The following is a 20,416-nucleotide window of genomic DNA, read 5'->3' as shown; positions in this document are numbered from 1 at the left end:
CGCGCAAGCTCGGGCCCTTTCGGTCGAAAGACCCGCTATTGCGAGCGGTTATCAATGTCAATCAGCGCTGGCCGGCGGGCGCAGCCGGGACGGGGCGATCGCTGCGGTCGTCACGCCGAACGCGGCGAGATCGTCCGGCAGATCCCGGCCCAAGGCGAGCGCGGCGGCGGTACGTGCCAGCGCCGGCGCGGTCTGGATGCCATAGCCACCCTGTCCCGCCAGCCAGAAGAACCCCTCCACCCCGGGTTCGTAGCCGACGACCGGCGTACGATCGGGAACGAAGTTCCGGAGACCGGCCCAGCTATGCCTGATGCTCCGCACATCGAGCGTCATCGCCTCCTCGGCGCGGTGGACCGCGATGGCGATGTCGAGGTCGTCGGGCTGGACGTCGCACGGTTCGGTAGGTGTCTCGTCCGCGGGCGACACGAGCAGCAGGCCCGCGTCCGGCTTGACGTAGAAGTTCTCGTCGATGTCGATCAGCAACGGCCAGTCGTCAGCGACCACGCCGGCGGGCACGGCGACCAGGGCTGCGGTGCGCCGATGGGCTTGAAGCCCGATCAGCGGCACCCCGGCCATGATGGCGATCTCGTCAGCCCAGGCACCGGCGGCATTGATCAATGTGGCAGCCTCATACTCCTCGCCGCCAGCGGTGACATGCCACGCCTCCCCGCGCCGGGCGATCGCAGACACGCGCGCATCGGTACGCAGGATGCCGCCGCGCTGCCGGAACTGCCGCAGATACCCATGATGCAGTTCATGGACTTCGAGGTCGGTCGACAAGGGCTCGTGCAGTCCACCGGCGATATAGTCGTCGCGCAGCAAAGGGCAGATCAGCTTCATCTCCCCAGGTGTCAGCATCTGCGTGGCCGGGGCGACATCGGGAAGCGCGGCGAAGGCGGCAAGCGTATCGAGCTGCGCCTCCGACGCGAGGAACAGCGTACCGCGCGGCCTGACCAGTGGCTGGTCGGTAAAGGTCCTTGGCGGATCGAACAGGAAGGACCGGCTTGCCCGGGACAGCGCCCTGATCGCGGCGTTTCCATAGATTTCGGAGAATTGAGCGGCCGACCGGCCGGTCGAATGATAGCCGGGCTGCTCCTCGGCCTCGAGCAGCGTCACGCTTGCTTCGTCGGCAAGCGTCGCGGCAACCGATGCCCCGGCAATCCCTCCACCTATTACGAGGAAATCAATCTTCGCCATTCGGATCGACATCCCCAATTCCGGGCAATCGCCCCATCGCGCATCAGCGAAAGCTGCCCCTTCGCTTGCTCGCCAATGCTATAGGGGATGACACGAATTCTCCAAATGGAAAATCATAGCTAAATTGGAAAATTTGTGGCTGATCGAGTTAGCGATGCCCGTCGGGCGCGAGTTTGACGCAACCGAGAGCGGGACGTCCATTCACGATATGCACGGGGCAGCGCCTTCCGGAAACGAGCCCGGAGCGACCGATACGCAACCTGTTGCAGCGCCTGGCGGCCCTCAGGCCCTGGCGGTCTCATATTCGACGTCGTCGCCGTGGAGGTTCAGCAGCGAATCCATCAGGCCGTCCTCCGCGCTGGAGCAGACCGCCAGCACGACCGCCTCCTCGCAGTCCTTACCCGTCACATAGGCATGGCCCATGGTGGAATCGAGGTAGATGGACTGCCCCTCCTCAAGCGAAACCGGATCGTAGAATTCGCTGTGCACCACGATCCGCCCGCTGACGACGTAGATGAATTCCTCGCCGGGATGGTGGATCAGCTCGCCGAATTCCTCGGCCGATTTCGAACGGATACGCGTGATCAGCGGGATCATCCGCTTCCGCCGCAGCTCGGTGCAGAGATAATAATAGTCGTAGTTGCGGGTGTTCACCCGCACCGCATGATCGAGATCGCCAAGACTGCGTCGCGCCGTGATGGGCGGCTCGGCGCCGGCATCATTCTCCGCGAACAGCTCCGACATGCGGATGTTGAGCCGCTGGCTGAGCTGGAGGAGCTTGTCATAGGTCAGCGTCAGGCGATCATGCTCGACCTTCGACAAGGTCGAGATCGGGATGCCGCTATGCTCGCTCATCTCCTTGAGCGTCCAGCTGTTGCGCGACCGAAGCGCGCGCAACAGCGCGCCCAGCGTGGGCTGGCTGGCCTTCACGCGGCCGCTCGCAGCGGTCGCACTGGCTGGTCCAGGCCCATGCCGGGGCGCTCTCTAAACCGGCTCATTCCGTCCCAACCGGGATATTCTCCATGCGATATAGCTCTGGTCATAGAAACTCAGACTATACGCACATATCGGACGGTGCAATCCGGGGATAGGACCGGCCCGGTGGGGAGTCTCAGCGGAGCGACGGCAGGTCGAGGCCTTTCTCGCGGGCGCAGTCGATGGCGATGTCGTATCCGGCGTCGGCATGGCGCATCACGCCGGTGGCCGGATCGTTCCAGAGCACGCGCTCAAGCCGGCGCGCCGCAGCCTCTGTGCCGTCGGCGACGATCACCATGCCGGCATGCTGCGAATAGCCCATGCCGACCCCGCCACCATGATGCAGCGACACCCAGGTCGCGCCCGAGGCGGTGTTGAGCAACGCGTTGAGCAACGGCCAGTCCGAAACCGCGTCCGACCCGTCCCGCATCGCCTCGGTCTCGCGATTGGGGCTGGCGACCGATCCTGAATCGAGATGGTCCCGCCCGATCACGATCGGCGCCTTAAGCTCGCCGCTCGCCACCATCTCGTTAAAGGCCATGCCAAGCCGCTGCCGGTCGCCGAGCCCGACCCAGCAGATCCGCGCTGGCAGGCCCTGGAAATGGATCCGTTCCCGCGCCATGTCGAGCCAGGTGTGGAGATGCTTGTTGTCCGGCAGCAGTTCCTTCACCTTGGCATCGGTCTTGTAGATGTCCTCCGGATCGCCCGACAGCGCCACCCAGCGGAACGGGCCGACGCCCCGGCAGAACAGCGGGCGGATATAGGCCGGCACGAAACCGGGGAAGTCGAACGCGTTGGCAACGCCCTCGTCCTTGGCCACCTGGCGGATATTGTTGCCGTAGTCGACCGTCGGCACGCCCGCCGCCTGGAAATCGAGCATCGAGCGGACATGCACCGCCATCGATGCCTTGGCGGCCACGGCGACGCTCTCCGGATCGCGTTCGCGCCGCTCGATCCACTCGGCGACGCTCCAGCCGGCGGGCAGATAGCCGTTGATCGGGTCGTGCGCCGAGGTCTGGTCAGTCAGCAAATCGGGCCGCACGCCCCGTGCGTAGAGCTCGGGCAGGATCTCGGCGGCGTTGCCGAGCAGGCCGACCGACACCGGCTTTCCGTCAGCCCTTGCCTGCTCGATCATCGCCAGCGCTTCGTCGATCGTCTCGGCGGCACGATCGAGATAGCCGGTGCGAAGCCGCATCTCGATCCGGCTCGGCTGGCATTCGATCGCGAGGCAGGAGGCACCCGCCATCACCGCCGCCAGCGGCTGCGCGCCGCCCATGCCGCCAAGCCCGGCGGTCAGCAGCCAGCGGCCCTTCAGGTCGCCGCCATAATGCTGACGTCCCATCTCGACGAACGTCTCGTACGTGCCCTGCACGATGCCCTGGGTGCCGATATAGATCCACGACCCGGCGGTCATCTGGCCGTACATCGCCAGGCCCTTGCGATCGAGCTCGTTGAAATGCTCCCAGGTTGCCCAGTGCGGCACCAGGTTGGAATTGGCGAGCAGCACGCGCGGGGCATCGGCATGGGTGCGGAACACGCCGACCGGCTTGCCCGACTGGATCAGCAAGGTCTCGTCATCCTCGAGCCGGGTCAGCGCCGCGACGATCCTGTCATAGCTTTCCCAGTCCCGCGCCGCGCGGCCGATCCCACCATAGACCACTAGTTCCTCAGGCCGCTCCGCCACATCCGGATGGAGGTTGTTCATCAGCATCCGCAGCGGCGCTTCGGTCAGCCAGCTCTTCGCCGACAGGGCGGTACCGGTGGCGGGGCGGATGATGCGGCTATTGTCCAAACGAGTCATAGAACGTCCTTGAGCGCGAAGGCGGTGCACGCCTCCAGAATACGGATAAGCGTCGCACGCAGCGGCGCGGCGGTGTCGGGATCGAGCGGGGTAGGCCAGATGTCAGGCGCCGGCATCTCGGGCTCCGCCATATAGCCGCGCATCGCCAATTCCATCTGGATCGCGTGGACGCCATCCAGGGGGCGACCATAATGGCGGGTGGTCCAGCCCCCCTTGAAGCGGCCGTCCAGCACATGGCTCATGCCGGACGCGATGCATTCAGCCTCCACCGCGCCGGCCAGCGCCGGATCGCAGCTCGCGCCGGAGAAGGTGCCGATATTGAACTGCGGCAATTCGCCCTCGAACAGCCGGGGGATATGGCTGCGGATCGAATGGGCATCGTACAGCACCACGCGCGGATGTTCCTTCCGCAGGCGCGCCAGTTCAGCGGCAATCGCCTCGTGATAGGGATCGAACCATAGCGAGCGACGCCGCGCGATCTCCTCGCCATCGGGTTGGCGCCCGACACGATAGAGCGGTCCGCCGTCGAAGGTCGTGGTCGGGCATAATTCGGTCGTCGCCTGTCCGGGATAGAGCGACGCGCCCGACGGATCGCGGTTCACGTCGATCACGCTGCGCGAGACGGTCGTACGGACGGTCGTCGCGCCGAGATCGCCGGCAAAGTCGTAGAGCCGGTCGATCCACCAATCGGCATCGCGGCGCGCGAGCCACGGCGACACGAACCCGCCCTCGATCTCCGCCGGAAGATCAGTGCCGGTATGCGGAAAGCTGACGACGAGCGGCGCGGTGCCGCGCCGGATCTCCACGCTCATCCCGCCACTCCCGGCAGGGCGATCCCCACTGCCTCGACCAGCGCGCCGGAACGGATGATCGCGTTCGCCGCCTCCATATCGGGATGCATGTGGCGATCATGGTCAAGCCACGGCACCTCGCGCCGCAGCCGCGCCCGCGCCGCCTCGAGCGCGTCGGACGAGGTGAGCGGCACATGGAATTCACAGCCCTGCACGGCGGCGAGCAATTCGATGCCCAAGACCGCGCCAAGATTCTCCGCCATGTCGAGCAGCCGGCGCGCGCCATGCGCCGCCATCGAGACATGGTCTTCCTGATTGGCCGAGGTCGGGATCGAATCCACGCTCGCCGGATACGCCCGCTGCTTGTTCTCCGAGACGAGCGCCGCCGCCGTCACCTGCGGAATCATGAAGCCGGAGTTGAGCCCCGGCTGCGGCGTCAGGAAGGCGGGCAGGCCGGACAGCGCGGGATCGACCAGCATGGCGATGCGCCGCTCGGCAATCGAGCCGATCTCGCAGAGCCCGAGCGCGATCATGTCGGCGGCGAAGGCAACCGGCTCGGCATGGAAATTGCCGCCCGACAGCGCTTCATCGGTATCAGCGAAGATCAGCGGGTTGTCGGAAACGCAGTTCGCCTCGTTCTCCAGCGTGGCGGCGGCCTGGCGCAGCACGTCAAGCACCGCGCCCATCACCTGGGGCTGGCAGCGCAGGCAATAAGGGTCCTGCACGCGCGGATCGCCTACCGCATGCGAGGCGCGGATCGCCGACCCCGTCATCAGGGTACGCAGCACCGCCGCCGTCTCGATCTGCCCGGCATGGCGGCGGAGCGTGTGGATGCGCGGATCGAACGGCGTGTCCGATCCCTTGGCCGCCTCGGTCGAAAGCGCCCCGGTGACGAGCGCCGACTGGTGCAGCAGTTCCGCCTCGAACAGCCCCGCCAGCGCGGTGGCGGTGGAGAATTGCGTGCCATTGAGCAGTGCCAGCCCTTCCTTGGGGCCAAGCGTCACCGGCGCCAGCCCGGCGCCGGCCAGCGCTTCGGCCGCCGACAGCCGCTGCCCGTCGACCAGGATGTCACCGACCCCGATCATCGTCGCGGCCATATGCGCGAGCGGCGCGAGATCGCCCGAGGCGCCGACCGAACCCTGTGCCGGGATCAGCGGCGTCAGCCCGCGCGCCAGCATCGCTTCGAGCAGGGCGACGGTCGCGGGCTGCACGCCCGACGCGCCCTGGGCAAGGCTGGCCAGCTTCAGCGCCAGCATCAGCCGCACCACCGGCACCGGCGACGGCCCACCGGTTCCGGCGGCGTGGCTCAGCACGATGTTGCGCTGGAGCGTGGCGAGATCGCCCGCCTCGATGCGAACGCTGGCGAGCTTCCCGAAACCGGTGTTGATGCCATAGACCGGCTCGCCCCGGGCGAGAATCCGCTCGACCGCCGCGGCGCTGGCGGCGATCACCCCGGCGGACACCGGATCGAGCGATACCGCCGCGCCCCGATAAATGGCACGCCAGTCACTCAGCGGCACCGCACCGGGTTTCAGGACAATCGCTTTCATAGACCACTCCAGATACGGGCATGGAGCGGGTTGAACCCCATGCGATAGACGAGTTCGGACGGGTGACCCACGTCCCAGATGGCGAGATCGCAGGCCTTGCCCGCCTCAAGCGTGCCGACCTCGTCCTGCAGGCCGAGCGCGCGGGCCGCGTTGACGGTCACGCCGCGCAGGCATTCAGTCACGGTCAGGCGGAACAGCGTCGCGCCCATGTTCATGACCAGCAGCAGCGAGGTGAGCGGCGAGGTGCCGGGATTGCAGTCGGTCGCGAGCGCGATCGGCACAGAAGCCTCGCGCAGCGCGGCGATCGGCGGCAGCTTGGTTTCCCGCACGAAATAATAGGCGCCGGGCAAAAGGGTCGCGACCGTGCCGCTTCGCGCCATCGCCGCGATACCGTCCGAATCGAGATATTCGAGATGGTCGGCCGACAGCGCGCCGTAGCGTGCGGCGAGCGCGGCACCATGCAGGTTCGACAGTTGCTCGGCATGGAGCTTGACCGGAAGGCCCTGCGCGGTAGCGGCGGCGAAGACGCGCTCGGTCTGCGCGACGGTGAAGCCGATCCCCTCGCAGAACGCATCCACGGCATCGGCGAGGCCCGCCCCGGCAACCGCCGGGATCATCGTGTCGCAGACCAGATCGACATAGCCGTCGGGATCGCCGGCCCATTCGGGCGGCAGGGCATGGGCGCCGAGGAAGGTCGTGCGGACACGGACCCGCCGGGTTTCGCCGAGCGCGCGTGCCGCGCGCAGCATCTTCAGTTCGTCATCGAGCGTCAGGCCATAGCCCGACTTCACCTCGACGGTCGTCGCCCCTTCAGCGATCAACGCGTCGAGACGGCGCAGCGCGCTCCCGACAAGCTCTGCCTCGCCGGCGGCCCGGGTCGCGGCCATGGTCGAGCGGATGCCGCCGCCCGCACGTGCAATCTCTTCATAGGTTGCGCCGTCCAGCCGCATCTCGAACTCGCGCGCGCGGTCGCCAGCATGGACGAGGTGGGTGTGGCAATCAATCAGGCCAGGCGTGATCCAGCGGCCTTCGCAGTCGATCGACTCGTCCGCTTCGAAGGCCGGCGCGCCGCTTGCCGGCCCGGCATAAGCGATTCGCCCGTCGCACGCCGCGACAATGCCGTCGTCGACCAGCCCAAGCCCCTCGCCCACACAGGTCGCCAGCCGGGCATTGCGCCACAGGCGGTCGCAGCGGGGATGGTTCGGAGTCGTCATGCGATACAGACTTGGCCAATCCGATGAATATGTCTAGACATATTCGTACCGACAGGCAGGAGAAGATGATGCCGGCATTGTGGTTCGAGACCGCGTTCGTTGATAACGACTGGGTCGACCGGGTTCGGCTGGAGATTTCAGACGGCCTGATTTCCGCGATCGCGACCGGCGTCGATCCGGCCGCCGGCGACGAGCGCCATGCGATCGGCCTGCCCGGCCTGCCCAATCTCCACAGCCATGCATTCCAGCGCGGCATGGCTGGTCTCGCCGAGCAGCGCGGCACGACCGGCGACGATTTCTGGTCGTGGCGGGACCTGATGTACCGCTTCCTCGACCGGCTCGGCCCTGAGGATGTGGAGGCGATCGCGACGCTGGCCTATGTCGAGATGCTTGAGACCGGCTTCACGCGGGTCGGCGAGTTCCACTATCTCCACCACGATCCCGACGGCCGCCTTTATGCCGACCCGGCGGAGATGGCGGCTCGAGTCGCGGCGGCGGCGCAGGCGAGCGGCATCGCCCTGACGCTGCTACCGGTCTTCTACGCCCATGGCGGCTTTGGCGGCGCGGCGCCCGGTGCCGCGCAACGCCGTTTCCTGAACGATGTCGACGGCTATGCCAGATTGCTGGACGGAAGCCGCAGCGCCGTCGCTGCCCTGCCCGACGCCGTGGCCGGCATCGCGCCGCACAGCCTGCGCGCGGCGACACCCGATGAGCTTCGTGCGATCCTGCCGCTCGCTGGAGCCAACCCGATCCACATCCATATCGCCGAGCAGCGCAAGGAAGTGGCCGATTGCCTGGCCTGGAGCGGCCGGCGGCCGGTCGAATGGCTGCAGGGCGAAATGCCGGTCGATCCCCGCTGGTGCCTGGTCCATGCGACTCATGTCACTGACGCGGAACGCTTCGCCCTTGCGCGTAGCGGCGCGATCGCCGGGCTTTGTCCGATCACCGAGGCCAATCTCGGCGACGGCATCTTTCCGGCTGCCACCTATCTCGCCGAAGGCGGCGCCTTCGGGATCGGCAGCGATTCCAACGTGCTGATCTCCGCCACCGAGGAACTGCGCCTGCTCGAATATGGCCAGCGGCTGAGCCTGCACCAGCGCTGCGTCCTTGCCGGCGACCGGCCCTCGATCGGCGCGACATTGTTCGCGGGCGCCCTGGCCGGCGGATCGCGCGCGCTGGGTGTCGAGGGAGGGATCGCGGTCGGTCGTCCCGCCGACCTGGTCTCACTCGATGCCGACGACCCCGCCTTTGTCGCGCGTTCGGGCGACAGGCTGCTCGACAGCTGGATTTTCGCGACGCGCACGGGGATAGACTGTGTCTGGCGCCGGGGCACCCGGCTGGTGGAGGGTGGCAGGCATGTGCGCGGCGAAGAAACACGGCGGCGCTTTTCTGCCGTGCTCGCCCGCCTGATGGACGGATGACGATCGAGGCGCGCATCCGGCGCGATATCGAGGAGCGCATCCGGTCAGGCGAATGGGTGCCCGGCACACGCATCCCGTTCGAGCATGAGCTTGTCGTCACCTATGGCTGCGCCCGCGCGACCGTGAACAAGGCGCTCAGCCGCCTCGCGCGCGAAGGGCTGATCGAGCGCCGCCGTCGCGCCGGATCGTTCGTGGCACATCCGCGCATCCAGTCGGCGGTGGTCGGCGTGCCGGATATCGGCGCGCTGATCGCGGCGCGCGGCGAGGCCTATCGCTGGAAGCTGGTCTCGAAGAGTCTCGACATGAGCCCGCCGGGAGAGGTCGAGACGAGCCCCGCCGCGCGGTGGCTGCGGCTCTGCGGTATCCATCATGCGAGCGGCCAGCCCTTTGGCTGGGAAGAGCGCTGGCTCGACCTGGACACCGTGCCCGAGGCAGCGGAGATCTCCTTCGACGAGGTCGCGCCCGGCACCTGGCTGCTCGGCCATGTGCCCTGGACCGACGCGCGTCACCGGATCGGCGCGGTTGCCGCCTCGCCCGCCGTCGCGCGCCACCTCCATGTCGCCGCCGGCTCGCCCTGCCTGCAGATCGAGCGCTGGACCTGGCGGAGCGATGCGGCGGTCACCTTCGCGCGGCAGCTCTTTCCGGGCGACCGCTATGACCTGGTCGAGGATTTCACGCCGCGCTGACGGCATGGCTTGCCGGAATCCGGCGTTCGGAGGAACGCGACAAACCGGTTGCCAGCGCGTATCCGTCGGACATGACCGCATCCAAGGCCGCCATCCTGTTCGTCTGCCTCGGCAATATCTGCCGCTCACCCCTGGCCGAAGCGGCATTCCGTGCCGAAGCGGATCGAGCGGGTCTGTCGGCCGAGGCCGATTCCGCCGGGACGGGGGACTGGCATATCGGCGCCGGTCCCGATCGCCGTGCGGTGGCGACGGCGAAGCGCCACGGCATCGACATTTCGGGCTATCGCGCCCGGCAGGTCAGCGCCGGGGACTTTCGCCGATTCACCCATATCTTCGCGCTCGACGCCAGTAATCTCGCTGACCTGCAGGCAATCGCACCGGCGGATTCGACCGCGGCACTGGACCTTCTGCTGAACGTCGCGCCGGGTCGCGAAGGCCAGGCGGTACAGGATCCTTATTACGGTGACGACGAGGGATTCGAGACGACCTGGAACGATGTCACCACCGCCGCCCGGGCGCTGGTGGACCGGCTACGGACCTGAAGATCGCTCTTCAGGCCCCGGTTTCACTTTCCCGCGCTCACGCCCTTTTTCATCAACTTGCGCTGCAGGAATTCCTGAGTCCTGTCGAACACCGCCAGCCAGCTCCGGTGGCGGATGAAGTCGTGCACCTCGTCGGGCAGGACGAACAACTCAGGCTCGACCTTGCCGACCTCACGCAATGCGCCGACCAGCTCGACCGACTGTGCGAAGTTCACCGCGCGATCATCGTCGCCCTGGACGATCAGCACCGGCGCGGTCCAGTCAGCGACGCTGCTGATCGCCGAGGATTTCACCGCCACCTCGGCCGGTCCGGGAGGTGCGCCCGGCTCGGTAAGGTAAGGCAGGAAGGTCTTCCAGTTGTGCACCCCGGCGATATCGACACCGGCGGCAAAGTCGTTCGGCAGCTTCGACAGCGCGAGCGAGGTCATCACCCCGCCATAGCTCATCCCGTAGACGCCGATGCGCGACGCATCCACGTCCGGGCGGGTCTTGAGATAGGCGACCGCCCCGGCGATATCGCGAACCTCGCTGCCCCCCGTCTCGGCGAACTCGAGCGGTTCGCGCCAGTTGAGGCCGTAGCCGGTACCGCCGCGGAAGTTTACCGACAGGACGATATAGCCCTGGCTCGCGAGGAACTGGTTCATCGCATAGAGATGCGTGTAGGCGCCCATCGGATGCCAGCCGAGCAGCATCTGCCGTTGCGGCCCGCCATGGAAGAACAGGACGGCGGGCTTCCTGCCCGGCGCCTTGCCCTCCGGAAGGAAGAGCTGGCCATGGACCGGCAGCCTGTCGCTGGCGTCGAACACCACCCGCTGCGGCACGACCAGCGCCTGGCGCGGAAAGTTCTTCAAGGCTGCCGGAGCATAGACAGGCTCCATCGCGCCACTGGCGTTGAGCGCGACCGGCGTCAGCGGATCGCGACCGGTGCCGTGCAGCGCATAGACCACACCGTCCTTCGTGACGGCCGGCAGGTCCTCGACGCTCGCCCCCCTGGTCAGCGCCCGCGCGGTGCCGCCCGCGGCAGGGACTTCCCAGAGATGGCGGTGGTCGTCATCGGTCGAATTGGACGAGAAGATGATCTTCCTGCGCGACGGATCGAGATCGGCCGCGAACAGTTCCGAGCCGTCCGGCGTCAGCGGAGTAGCCTCGCCGCCATCGGCAGGGACCGAATAGAGCCTGATCCATCCGGTCTTCTCCCACGGGAAGACGAGGCGGTCGTCGGCGGCCCAGAACAGCATCGTGCCGTCCTCGACCTGGCGGAAGGCGCTGCCCGGGCCTGACGCCGCGCGCCAGACCTGGCGCGATTCACCCGTCGTCGCATCGCCGACCCAGATCGACCAGGGCGGCGCGGCGCGGATCGGCAGGAAGCCACGGAACGCCGGCTGGCCCGCCGGAATGCGTACCCAGGCGATGCGCTTGCCATCAGGTGACCATTGCGGGGCACCGTCGCGATCAGTGGCGGGCGCCATCCACAGGATCTTCGCGCTGGCGAATTCGTAGATGCCGAGCAGCGCCTGTCCGTCACGGCGATGACTGATGAACGCGATCCTCGATCCGTCAGGCGACCAGGAAATGCCGCTTGAGGAACCGCGATCGTGGATCAACTGAGTCGCCACATCCTTCGATCCGAGCCGGGCGAGCCAGATCTGGCCGCCGCGAACGAAGGCGATGCGATCGTCGACCGGCGATGCCTCAGGCGCTTCGCCGGGACCGAAGGTGCGCGAGGTCGCCTCGCCGATCGTCAGCGCGAGCACTTCCTTGACCATCGGGCCGGACGGCAGGCTTTCGGTGTTGACCGGGCCGCCGCCTTCGAGGCTGCCGCCGCCAGTATAGACGATCGCCTTGCCGCTGTTCGCCCAGGTCAGGTGATCCAGTTCATAGCCATTGTCGCGGCTGTAGCTCGTGACGCTGGCCGGCGCGAAGGAACCATCCGGCTTGCGCGCCGCGACCATGATGTTGCGCACGCCCTGCTCGTTGGAAACCCAGGCGACACGTCCGTCGGTGCGGGATGCGGTCAGGTCCATCGGAAAGGGAGCGCTCATCACGCTTTCAAGCGGCGCATTCTGGGCAAGGGCCGGCGCGGCGAAGGGCAGCACCGCCACCCCGCACAGCAAGGCCGCGACACAAGTGCGCTCCAACGTCCTGATCCTCATTCCCCACCTTTCGACCATGTGATTGACGATGTTCCCGGAAATTTCCCCCGCCTCGGGCAGCTTCGGCCTTCGGACGCGTCTAGGTCGGCATGCCCTTGACCACCCGGTACAGCCCCAGTGTCAGCAGCGGGACCACGTAGACCGCGAGCAGCGCGTAAGCGAGAATCCGGTAGCCGTTGCCGATCAGCGTGACGAGACCGAAGCGGTCAGCCACGAAGATGCACCCGATCAGCAGCAAGGTCGCGATGCCTGCCCGTGCCCGGTGCGACAGATCGACGCCACGTCGTCTACGCCACACCGCCGCGATGCGTTCATTGATCGCGTGGACCGATCCGGTGCCGCTTTCCAGCAGGGCAGCGAAGATCATCAGCTGGAACAGCAGGTGGAAGACCGGGATGCGCAACTGCTGGAGCATGAAATCCGACGGCAGCGTCTCGCTGGCGATGCCGGGGTAGAAGGCGATCATGCAGATGAAGAACAGGAGCGCTGGCAGCATCGCCAGCGGACCGGCGATCAGGCCGGAGACGATCGCGTCGCGCTGGCTGGTCAGATGGCGCATTACCGGCAGGATCACCACCGCGCCAACGATGTTATAGCCGGCATAGGTCAGGCCACCCACCGCCCAGCCGTCCGTCGGCGTCGCCAGCGCGAGATTGGCCGAAATGCGATCGCCGAAGCTGGTCAACGCCAGAACGACGAACAGCGCGTAGACGCCGTAGAGCAGGAACGAGACATATTTGAACAGCTGCTCGACCGAGGCATTGCCGAAGGTCGCGAACAGCGCGATCGCGCCCGCGAGCGTCAGCGTGCCGACGATCGGCGGCAAGCCCATGGTCGCCGCCCCGATCGCCCCCGCCGCGGCGCCGAATACCGACAGGATCAGGATGACGAACGCCACATAGGCGATCTCGAACAGGATCCAGCCCGGACCGAGCAGATGCTCGAAGAAGGTGCGGTAGTCGTAGGCCTGGGCCGCACGGGCGAAAGCGAAGGTGACGGCGCAGACCGTGCTCCAGATGATCATCGCCAGCAGCATCCCGGCAAGCCCGCCCCAGGGGCCGCTCGGCAGGAAGAACTCGGCAAGCTCGCGCCCGGTGGCATAGCCGCCGCCGATCACCACCGCTTTGAAGGCAAAGCCGGGCAGGAGGAAACGCTGGAACCAGCTCGAGCGGACGGCGCCGTCACCCTGGGCCATGAATCAGCCGCGCATGGAAAGGCAGCCGGAGCGGCGAGCGCCCTGGAGCTGGCGGAAGATCATGGCTGGCTCCATCCGGCTATGGGTGCGAGGTCGGTCGCGACGGATCATCCGCCCCAGGTCGCCGTCAGCAGGCGCTGGAAGTTGCCACCCAGTATCGCCGCGATGTTCGCGTCGGAATATTTGCGGCGGATCAGTTCCTCGGTCAGGTCGTACATCTTCAGCGGATGATCGAAGCCGTCGGTGTCGATCTTGTCGCGGAAGGCGTAGCTTGACTTGTACGCGGCACGGATCTGCTTCTGAACTTCCGGCGGGGTGTCGTCATAGCCGTTGAGATCGGCATCGGAGCCGATACCGACATGCTCGATGCCGATCAGCTTCACGACGTGATCGATATGGTCGACTATGTCGACAATCGTGGTCGGCTCCTTCTCGCTGACGAACATGCGCACCCCGGTGATGCCCATCACGCCGCCCTTGGCGCCAAGCGCCTTGATCGCCTCGTCGGTCTTCAAACGGGGATGATTGACGAGAGCGCGGCAATTGCTGTGCGTGATGGCGATCGGCTTGGGCGAGATCGCGATGGCGTCGAGCGTGGTGCGATCGCCGCAATGCGACACGTCGACTAGCATGCCGACCTCGTTCATCGCGGCGATGATCTCAGCGCCGAGATCGGAGACGCCCCCGTCGACGCGCTCGGTCGAGCCCGAACCAAGCAGATTCTGGCTGTTATAGGTGAGCTGCGAACAGCGCTGGCCGATCTGGTAGAAATATTTGACATCCTCCGCCCGGCGGAGATGGTCCGAGCTCTGCAAGCCCATGATGACCGCGCATTTGCCGTTCTTCTTCGCGCGGACCAGGTCGGCCGCCTTGTCGACCAGGGTGAAGACATCGCTGTTGCGCCCGGCATAGCCTTGCCAGGTGGCGAAGAAATCGAGCGCGGCTTCGCGCGGATTCGGGCCGCCCAGGCCGATCGCGTGGTGGAAGCCGGTGATGCCGCTGGACAGGAATTCCTTCGCGTCCTTTTCACTCAGCGGCACGGCGAAGAATTTGGGGCCCATGTCGATCTTGAGCGCGCCGAGCATGTCGATGACGAGCGACTGCCGGGTGAGGTCGACCGCGCGCTTCGAATAGGTCTTCGGCGAGGCGGCATCGAGGCGATACTGGCCGAAATTGATCATCGGAAAACCGGACACCGCGAGCGCGGTGGCTCCGCCGAGAAGCTGACGTCGCGACATGGGGAGTAGCTTCTTCACGGCGGCCTCTCTGTAGATTATTTGATTGATCGGGATGGTATGATCCCAATTGGAGAACTGTCAAACGGAATTGTGCCACTGGTCGACAGGAATAAGCGGCCCCGCCCCCGCCGGCCTGATCCAGCAAGGCGAGAGCATCGAAGCGCGATGGATACGCGACACGGCGAGCCCCGGAGCAGGTCCGGGGCGACGATTCGAGTTAGGTCGGATCGACATTCACCTCACTGGCGCGGTTGCAGCAAAAAGGAGGATTCGCGCGGAGGGCGCAGAGAATGCGGAGTTCATTTTCGGACTCTATCGGACTGACCCGCCATAGCCGGGCGGCCTTGCCCGTCCCTGTGGGCGTGCCCTCAGGCACGCGCCATCGCCGCAGGCGGTCTGTCGCCGCGTGGGTTGCCGTGTCGGATGTCATAGCCGGGACGCGCCCTGTCGAGCGCGCCCGGCAGTTCCGGAGATAACGCGGCGGGCGCGTTATTCCAAGTCGTTCTCGCTGATCACGATCAGTGCCTGATCGCTGTTGCGCGCAAGCGCGACCAGGCCGGCGTCAGCGATCACGTCGCTGAAGCGGTTGAACATGTCGACCGCATCATCATCCGGCGCGTCACCGCTCAGCGCCTCAAGCACTGCATATTGGACAGCGAATTCATATTCGTCGCCATCGACCTCGCCGGTGAACTCGACGAGCTGTTCATGCTCATTGTCGAGGATCGTCGACTGGTCGATGTCCATCTTGTCTGCCGCCACGCCGATCTTCCCTCTTTGCCGTTACGCGCCACGGGCGCCCTGCCCCGCCTATCCGTAACGCGCCGACGGAGGTCAAGCTCCCCGTGCTAGAGGTTGAGCAACGCGGGGTCGCCACCCTGGGCGGTGATGTTGACCGAGACAGCCCGTTCAAGCGCATAGCGCAGCAGCGCGTGGGGGCCGCCTGCCTTGGGGCCAGTGCCCGACAACCCCTCCCCGCCGAACGGCTGGACACCGACGACCGCGCCGATGATCGAGCGGTTCACATAGACATTGCCGGCGGGCACCGCCTCGCGGACTTCCTCGGCGAAACGGTCGATCCGGCTGTGGACGCCGAGCGTCAGGCCGTAACCTCGCGCAGCCAGCTTGCCCGCAACTGCTTCCAGTTCGTTCGGGTCGTAGCGGTAGATGTGCAGGATCGGGCCGAACACCTCGCGCTCAAGGAAATCGGGCGTCGGCACTTCGGCGATGACCGGGCCGAAGAAACTGCCCCGCGTCGCAAGCGCGCCGGGATCGAGCCGGGCAACGATGCGCGCCTCCTTTTCCAGCCTGACGACATGCCTGTTCAGCGCCTCGCGCGCCTCCTCGTCGATCACCGGGCCGATATCGGTCGAAGGGTCGCCCGGGTTGGCGAGGATTTGAGCTTCGAGCGCGCCGACCAGGGTCGCGATCGTCTCCTCGGCAGTGTCCTTTGGCAGGTACAGCAGGCGGAGCGCCGAGCAGCGCTGCCCGGCTGAACCGAAGGCGGAGAGGATGACGTCGTCAACCACCTGCTCGCGCAGCGCGGTCGAATCGACGAACATGCCGTTGAGCCCGCCGGTCTCGGCAATGAACGGGACGATCGGGCCCGGACGCGCCGCCAACGTCCGGTTGATCGCGCCCGCGGTGTCGGTGCCGCCGGTGAAGGCGACGCCATCGATACCGGGATGCGCGACCAAGGCCGCCCCGACGATAGCGCCGTCGCCCGGCACCAGCGCGAGCAGCGCCGTGTCGAGCCCGGCCTTGTGGTAGATGCGCACCGCTTCAGCCGCGATCAGCGGGGTCTGCTCGGCCGGCTTGGCCAGCACAGCATTGCCTGCCGCCAGCGCGGCGGCGATCTGGCCGGTGAAGATCGCCAGCGGGAAATTCCATGGCGAGATACAGGCGAACACGCCGCGGCCGTGCAATTCCAGGCTGTTCACCTCGCCGACCGGGCCGTCGAGGATCACCGGCGCACCGAACTGGCGCTCGGCAAGCACCGCGTAATAACGGCAGAAATCGACTGCCTCGCGCACTTCGGCGACGCCATCGTTGAGCGTCTTGCCCGCCTCGAGCGAGAGCAGCGCGACGAGGCGATCCTCCTCCGCCTCGAGCGCATCGGCCATCGCACGCAGCACGATGGCGCGACCGGTGCCGGTCAGAGCGTTCCAGCGCGGCTGCGCCTTGCGCGCGAGCTTGATCGCCGCGTCGATATCGGCGGGCGTCGCGCTGCCGACCTGGCCAATCGTCAGGCTGCGGTCAGCGGGATTGGTGACTGGCTCGGTCGGACGCGTGACGAGCTTGCCGCCCACGAGCGGCCCGGCCTTGAGCTTTTCGGCACGCACCATCGCGAGCGCCTTGCCAGCCGTGTCGCGCGCGGCCAGCAACGAAAAGTCGCGGCCTTCCGAGTTGCGACGGGCGGCACCGTAGAGCCGCGACGGCACCGGAATCTTGTCATGCGCGCGGGGATGGACCTCGACGATCGCGACCGGATCGCGGACGACCTCGGCGGCCGGGATTTCCTCGTCGAGCAGCGCGTGGACGAAGCTGGTGTTCGCGCCATTCTCGAGCAGGCGGCGGACGAGATAGGGCAGCAGTTCCTCATGCCCGCCGACCGGCGCATAAGCGCGCAGGATGATGCCGCCATAACGCTTGTCCGCCCCGGCATAGAGCGCCTCGCCCATGCCGTGCAGCCGCTGATGCTCGATCCGGACACCAGCCGCGTCGGCCATGTGGCGCACCGCCGCCAGCGTATGGGCGTTGTGCGACGCGAATTGCGGGTAGAGCGCGGGCGAGGCGTCGATCAGCGCCTTCGCACACACCAGATAGCTGAGGTCGGTCGCTGCCTTGGTGGTATAGACCGGATAATCCGGCCGGCCCGCGACCTGGGCGCGCTTGATCTCGCTGTCCCAATAGGCGCCCTTGACCAGGCGGATCATGATCCGGCGGCCCGTCTCCTTCGCCAGATCGGCCAGCGCGGCGATGACCAGCGGCGCGCGCTTCTGATAGGCCTGGACCACGACGCCGAGACCCTTCCAGTCGCCAAGCTCAGGCTCGCGCACCAGCCGGTCGACCAGCTTGAGCGAGAGCACGAGGCGATCGGCCTCCTCGGCATCGATCGCGAAGTTCAGGTCGTAGCGGGCCGCGATCAGCGCGAGGCGCTTCACGCGGGGATAAAGCTCGTCCCAGACGCGCGCTTCCTGCACTGCCTCGTAGCGCGGGTGGAGCGCCGACAGCTTGACCGACACGCCATGCCCAAGCTCAGGACCGGCGCCCGCCGCGGCCTTGCCCACCGTCTCGATCGCATCGGCATAGATCTGCTCGAAGCGTGCCGCGTCGACCTCGGTCCGGGCGCCCTCGCCCAGCATGTCGAACGAGCAGAGCGTGTCTTCCTTCTTCGCCCGCGCCAGCGCCGCTTCGATCGTGCGGCCAAGCACGAACTGCTCGCCCATGATCCGCACCGCGGCGGCCACCGCCTGGCGGATCACCGGCTCGCCGATGCGCGCCGCGATGCGCTTGATATAGCCGCCAATATCCTTCTTCGCGGTCTCGTCCGCCTCTACCAGCTTGCCGGTCAGCAACAGGCCCCAGGTCGAGGCGTTGACGAACAGGCTGTCCGACTTGCCGACATGGCTTGCCCAGTCGGCCGATCCGATCTTCTCGGCGATCAGCCGGTCGCGCGTCTCGGCATCGGGCACGCGCAGCAGCGCCTCGGCGAGGCACATCAGCGCAAGGCCCTCGCGCGTGCCGAGCGAGAATTGCTGGAGGAAATCCTCGACCACGCCCTGTTTCTTCGCCGCCGAGCGCGCCGACTCCACCAGCGCGATCGCCTCCGCCACGACAGCTTTGCGCTCCGGAACCGAAAGCGGCTGGCGCGCAAGCAGATCAGCGATGGTTTCCGCCTCGTCGCGATATTTGGCGTCGTCGATCGAGTCCCAGGGCGAGCGTGGCATCAGGGTTTCCTTGGCGAATGGCGAAATGGCTGAACATCTTCGTCATACCGCTTTCAGCGATGAACGTGCTTCGTTATATTGCCACATATTCCGAAGGAGTTTGTATTTTGAACGTCCGCACCGTGGAATCTTCGGCCGATGCCGTGGATCTCCGAATCCTGCGCATCCTTCAGGAAGACGGGCGCATCACCAACCAGGAACTGGCGAGCCGCGCCGGCCTGTCGCCGGCAGCCTGTTTCGACCGGGTGAAGCGGTTGCGGACAAGCGGGGTGATCGCCGGCTATACCGCCCTGCTCGATCCGGCGAAGCTCGGCCAGGCGCTGCTGATCTTCGTCGAGGTCGTTCTCGACCGCACCACCGACGATGTGTTCACGGCGTTCGCCGCGCAGGTCGGCGACATTCCGGAAGTGCTCGAATGCCATATGGTGGCGGGCGGGTTCGACTATCTGCTCAAGGTGCGCGTGGCGGACATGGCCGCCTATCGCCGCTTCCTCGGCGAGATCCTGACCAGCATTCCCGGGGTGCGCGAGACGCGCACCTATGCGGTGCTTGAGGAGGTGAAAGCGACGACGCGGTTGCCGATCTGAGCCCGACCATCGGGCGAGGGTTGCGGACATAGGCAATGGCTGAGCTACCACCCAGCCCGGCAAGCCTGTCGCGGCGCGCGTTCATTCCGTTCAGGTTGTGCTCGGGTATGACCGGTCTATAAGACACGAATGACCCGTTCGACGCCCCGGCACTTTCGTGCCCTTCCGACAGCGATCGTCCTTGTGGCGGCAGTTTCCCTCTGGCCGACGGCCTCCTTCGCTCAATCCGCCCCCGAACAGGCGGCAACGACGACACAAGCCGCGCCATCCTCGGGCGGCGATGTCATTCGCCTGACGGATGAGCAGCGGATGGAAATACTGAACAACAACACCGTGGAAAAAGCCGCGGCGGCCCGGGGCGAACTTGTCGGAGCGGACGCCCCCGGGCGGGGCATCCATGGCGAAATCGGCGTCATGATCGGCACGAACGGCACGCGTGGCGCCTATGGCACCGCGAACATCCCCCTGGGTGAGAATGCAGGGGCGACGGTGTCGTTCGAAAGCAGCACTTTCGGATATCCTCGCCGGCGCTGACGCTGCCATAGTCCGTCGATCGCCGCCCATATCGTGCCGGGTCAGGCGGGCCCCTGAATATCAGGCCCGATCGCCACCTGCCGGCGCTGGTTCCCGCATCAGCCGGGAGGGCCAGCCAATTCGGACGAGCATACCATCGGGGCCGCAGATCCCGACCTCATAGAGCCCCCATTCACGGTGACGAAGAACGCCGCCGGGACGAATGATGAGATCGTCGATCCGCGCCGCGATCGCGTCCACCTCGGGCGTGCGGATGAAGACACCGAAGGGATTGTGCTCCTCGGGAACTCGCCACGGGCCGGTTCCCGCTTGTGTCAGATGAACCTCGCATCCCCAGCCGGTCATGATGATATAGGCGCTGTCACCACCTGTCCTGGCGAAGCCGAGACGCTCCCAGAACGGAATGGCGCCTGACAGATCATTGTGCGGGACGATGGCGAACGCGCCCGTCGTTTCAGGGATCGGCACCGGCTTCTCCATTTTTCCACAACAGCTTTTAGTCGATTCGATCCTGGCTATCGAGGGGGCATCAACACCCTGTGAGCCCGTCGCCCGTTCCGCGAAGCGGCCCACGCCTCGGAA

General features: G+C 66.6%; 17 protein-coding genes. 5 read left to right on the top strand and 12 right to left on the bottom strand.

What is annotated here, in order from left to right; translation table 11 throughout:
• Nucleotides 1-57: 57 nt before the first annotated feature.
• From P0Y59_22360 to hutI, 6 genes are all read right to left on the bottom strand, one after another.
• Nucleotides 58-1,197, bottom strand: a complete 1,140-nt coding sequence (locus tag P0Y59_22360) for an FAD-binding oxidoreductase (GenBank protein ID WEJ99617.1) — start codon at nt 1,195-1,197, stop codon at nt 58-60.
• A gap of 282 nt (nt 1,198-1,479) precedes the next feature.
• Entirely contained in the window at nt 1,480-2,127 is a 648-nt protein-coding gene (locus P0Y59_22355; GenBank protein ID WEJ99616.1) for an XRE family transcriptional regulator, read from the bottom strand.
• A 181-nt stretch (nt 2,128-2,308) separates the two neighbouring features.
• Nucleotides 2,309-3,973: a urocanate hydratase gene (gene hutU / locus P0Y59_22350; GenBank protein ID WEJ99615.1), complete on the bottom strand. Its 1,665-nt coding sequence runs from the start codon at nt 3,971-3,973 to the stop codon at nt 2,309-2,311.
• A complete protein-coding gene (gene hutG, locus P0Y59_22345) occupies nt 3,970-4,785 on the bottom strand; it encodes an N-formylglutamate deformylase (protein WEJ99614.1) in 816 nt (271 codons plus the stop codon). The genes hutU and hutG overlap by 4 nt, the downstream gene beginning before the upstream one ends.
• Nucleotides 4,782-6,314 (bottom strand): histidine ammonia-lyase, encoded by a 1,533-nt coding sequence (gene hutH, locus P0Y59_22340; protein WEJ99613.1) that lies wholly within the window; start codon nt 6,312-6,314, stop codon nt 4,782-4,784. The genes hutG and hutH overlap by 4 nt, the downstream gene beginning before the upstream one ends.
• Entirely contained in the window at nt 6,311-7,528 is a 1,218-nt protein-coding gene (gene hutI, locus P0Y59_22335; GenBank protein WEJ99612.1) for an imidazolonepropionase, read from the bottom strand. The genes hutH and hutI overlap by 4 nt, the downstream gene beginning before the upstream one ends.
• 68 nt (nt 7,529-7,596) lie before the next feature.
• Between hutI and P0Y59_22330 the strand changes: the two genes are divergently transcribed.
• The 3 genes from P0Y59_22330 (at nt 7,597) to P0Y59_22320 (ending at nt 10,177) form a co-directional block, all read left to right on the top strand.
• Nucleotides 7,597-8,949 carry a formimidoylglutamate deiminase gene (locus P0Y59_22330; protein WEK02657.1) on the top strand — a complete coding sequence of 451 codons (1,353 nt, stop codon included), beginning with the start codon at nt 7,597-7,599 and terminating at the stop codon, nt 8,947-8,949.
• Nucleotides 8,946-9,635, top strand: a complete 690-nt coding sequence (locus tag P0Y59_22325; protein ID WEJ99611.1) for a UTRA domain-containing protein — start codon at nt 8,946-8,948, stop codon at nt 9,633-9,635. The genes P0Y59_22330 and P0Y59_22325 overlap by 4 nt, the downstream gene beginning before the upstream one ends.
• Nucleotides 9,636-9,706: 71 nt before the next feature.
• Nucleotides 9,707-10,177 carry a low molecular weight phosphotyrosine protein phosphatase gene (locus P0Y59_22320; GenBank protein WEJ99610.1) on the top strand — a complete coding sequence of 157 codons (471 nt, stop codon included), beginning with the start codon at nt 9,707-9,709 and terminating at the stop codon, nt 10,175-10,177.
• A gap of 23 nt (nt 10,178-10,200) precedes the next feature.
• On the opposite strand, the gene P0Y59_22315 is transcribed toward P0Y59_22320, so the two are convergent.
• From P0Y59_22315 to putA, 5 genes are all read right to left on the bottom strand, one after another.
• Complete coding sequence (locus P0Y59_22315) at nt 10,201-12,315, bottom strand: prolyl oligopeptidase family serine peptidase (protein WEJ99609.1); 2,115 nt, start codon at nt 12,313-12,315, stop codon at nt 10,201-10,203.
• A 94-nt stretch (nt 12,316-12,409) separates the two neighbouring features.
• Nucleotides 12,410-13,525, bottom strand: coding sequence for a hypothetical protein (locus P0Y59_22310; protein ID WEJ99608.1), 1,116 nt, complete (start codon nt 13,523-13,525; stop codon nt 12,410-12,412).
• 107 nt (nt 13,526-13,632) lie between these two features.
• Complete coding sequence (locus P0Y59_22305; GenBank protein WEJ99607.1) at nt 13,633-14,781, bottom strand: membrane dipeptidase; 1,149 nt, start codon at nt 14,779-14,781, stop codon at nt 13,633-13,635.
• A gap of 471 nt (nt 14,782-15,252) precedes the next feature.
• Nucleotides 15,253-15,525: a DUF1488 family protein gene (locus P0Y59_22300; GenBank protein WEJ99606.1), complete on the bottom strand. Its 273-nt coding sequence runs from the start codon at nt 15,523-15,525 to the stop codon at nt 15,253-15,255.
• Between the two features lie 86 nt (nt 15,526-15,611).
• Nucleotides 15,612-18,713 (bottom strand): bifunctional proline dehydrogenase/L-glutamate gamma-semialdehyde dehydrogenase PutA, encoded by a 3,102-nt coding sequence (putA, locus tag P0Y59_22295; protein ID WEJ99605.1) that lies wholly within the window; start codon nt 18,711-18,713, stop codon nt 15,612-15,614.
• Nucleotides 18,714-18,820: 107 nt separating this feature from the next.
• On the opposite strand from putA, the gene P0Y59_22290 reads away from it, so the two are divergent.
• Nucleotides 18,821-19,300, top strand: a complete 480-nt coding sequence (locus tag P0Y59_22290; protein WEJ99604.1) for an Lrp/AsnC ligand binding domain-containing protein — start codon at nt 18,821-18,823, stop codon at nt 19,298-19,300.
• A gap of 129 nt (nt 19,301-19,429) precedes the next feature.
• The gene (locus P0Y59_22285) at nt 19,430-19,834 is read left to right on the top strand and encodes a hypothetical protein (GenBank protein ID WEJ99603.1); all 405 of its coding nucleotides are present in this window, start codon (nt 19,430-19,432) and stop codon (nt 19,832-19,834) included.
• A 60-nt stretch (nt 19,835-19,894) separates the two neighbouring features.
• Here the strand turns inward: P0Y59_22285 and P0Y59_22280 are convergent, their stop codons facing one another.
• Nucleotides 19,895-20,407, bottom strand: a complete 513-nt coding sequence (locus P0Y59_22280) for a glyoxalase (protein ID WEJ99602.1) — start codon at nt 20,405-20,407, stop codon at nt 19,895-19,897.
• Nucleotides 20,408-20,416 lie beyond the last annotated feature (9 nt).

It is taken from the genome of Candidatus Sphingomonas phytovorans, assembly GCA_029202385.1.
GTDB classification, from domain to species: domain Bacteria; phylum Pseudomonadota; class Alphaproteobacteria; order Sphingomonadales; family Sphingomonadaceae; genus Sphingomonas; species Sphingomonas phytovorans.
The sequence above is the reverse complement of the archived record's forward strand: the minus strand, read 5'-3'. Positions and strand labels throughout refer to the sequence as shown.

Coding starts and splice junctions, on each gene's coding strand:
- P0Y59_22320 (WEJ99610.1), top strand. CDS start 9,707: ATGACCGCATCCAAGGCCGCCATCCTGTTCGTCTGCCTCGGCAATATC.
- hutU (WEJ99615.1), bottom strand. CDS start 3,973: ATGACTCGTTTGGACAATAGCCGCATCATCCGCCCCGCCACCGGTACC.
- putA (WEJ99605.1), bottom strand. CDS start 18,713: ATGCCACGCTCGCCCTGGGACTCGATCGACGACGCCAAATATCGCGAC.
- P0Y59_22360 (WEJ99617.1), bottom strand. CDS start 1,197: ATGGCGAAGATTGATTTCCTCGTAATAGGTGGAGGGATTGCCGGGGCA.
- hutH (WEJ99613.1), bottom strand. CDS start 6,314: ATGAAAGCGATTGTCCTGAAACCCGGTGCGGTGCCGCTGAGTGACTGG.
- P0Y59_22285 (WEJ99603.1), top strand. CDS start 19,430: ATGACCCGTTCGACGCCCCGGCACTTTCGTGCCCTTCCGACAGCGATC.
- hutG (WEJ99614.1), bottom strand. CDS start 4,785: ATGAGCGTGGAGATCCGGCGCGGCACCGCGCCGCTCGTCGTCAGCTTT.
- hutI (WEJ99612.1), bottom strand. CDS start 7,528: ATGACGACTCCGAACCATCCCCGCTGCGACCGCCTGTGGCGCAATGCC.
- P0Y59_22330 (WEK02657.1), top strand. CDS start 7,597: ATGCCGGCATTGTGGTTCGAGACCGCGTTCGTTGATAACGACTGGGTC.
- P0Y59_22310 (WEJ99608.1), bottom strand. CDS start 13,525: ATGGCCCAGGGTGACGGCGCCGTCCGCTCGAGCTGGTTCCAGCGTTTC.
- P0Y59_22325 (WEJ99611.1), top strand. CDS start 8,946: ATGACGATCGAGGCGCGCATCCGGCGCGATATCGAGGAGCGCATCCGG.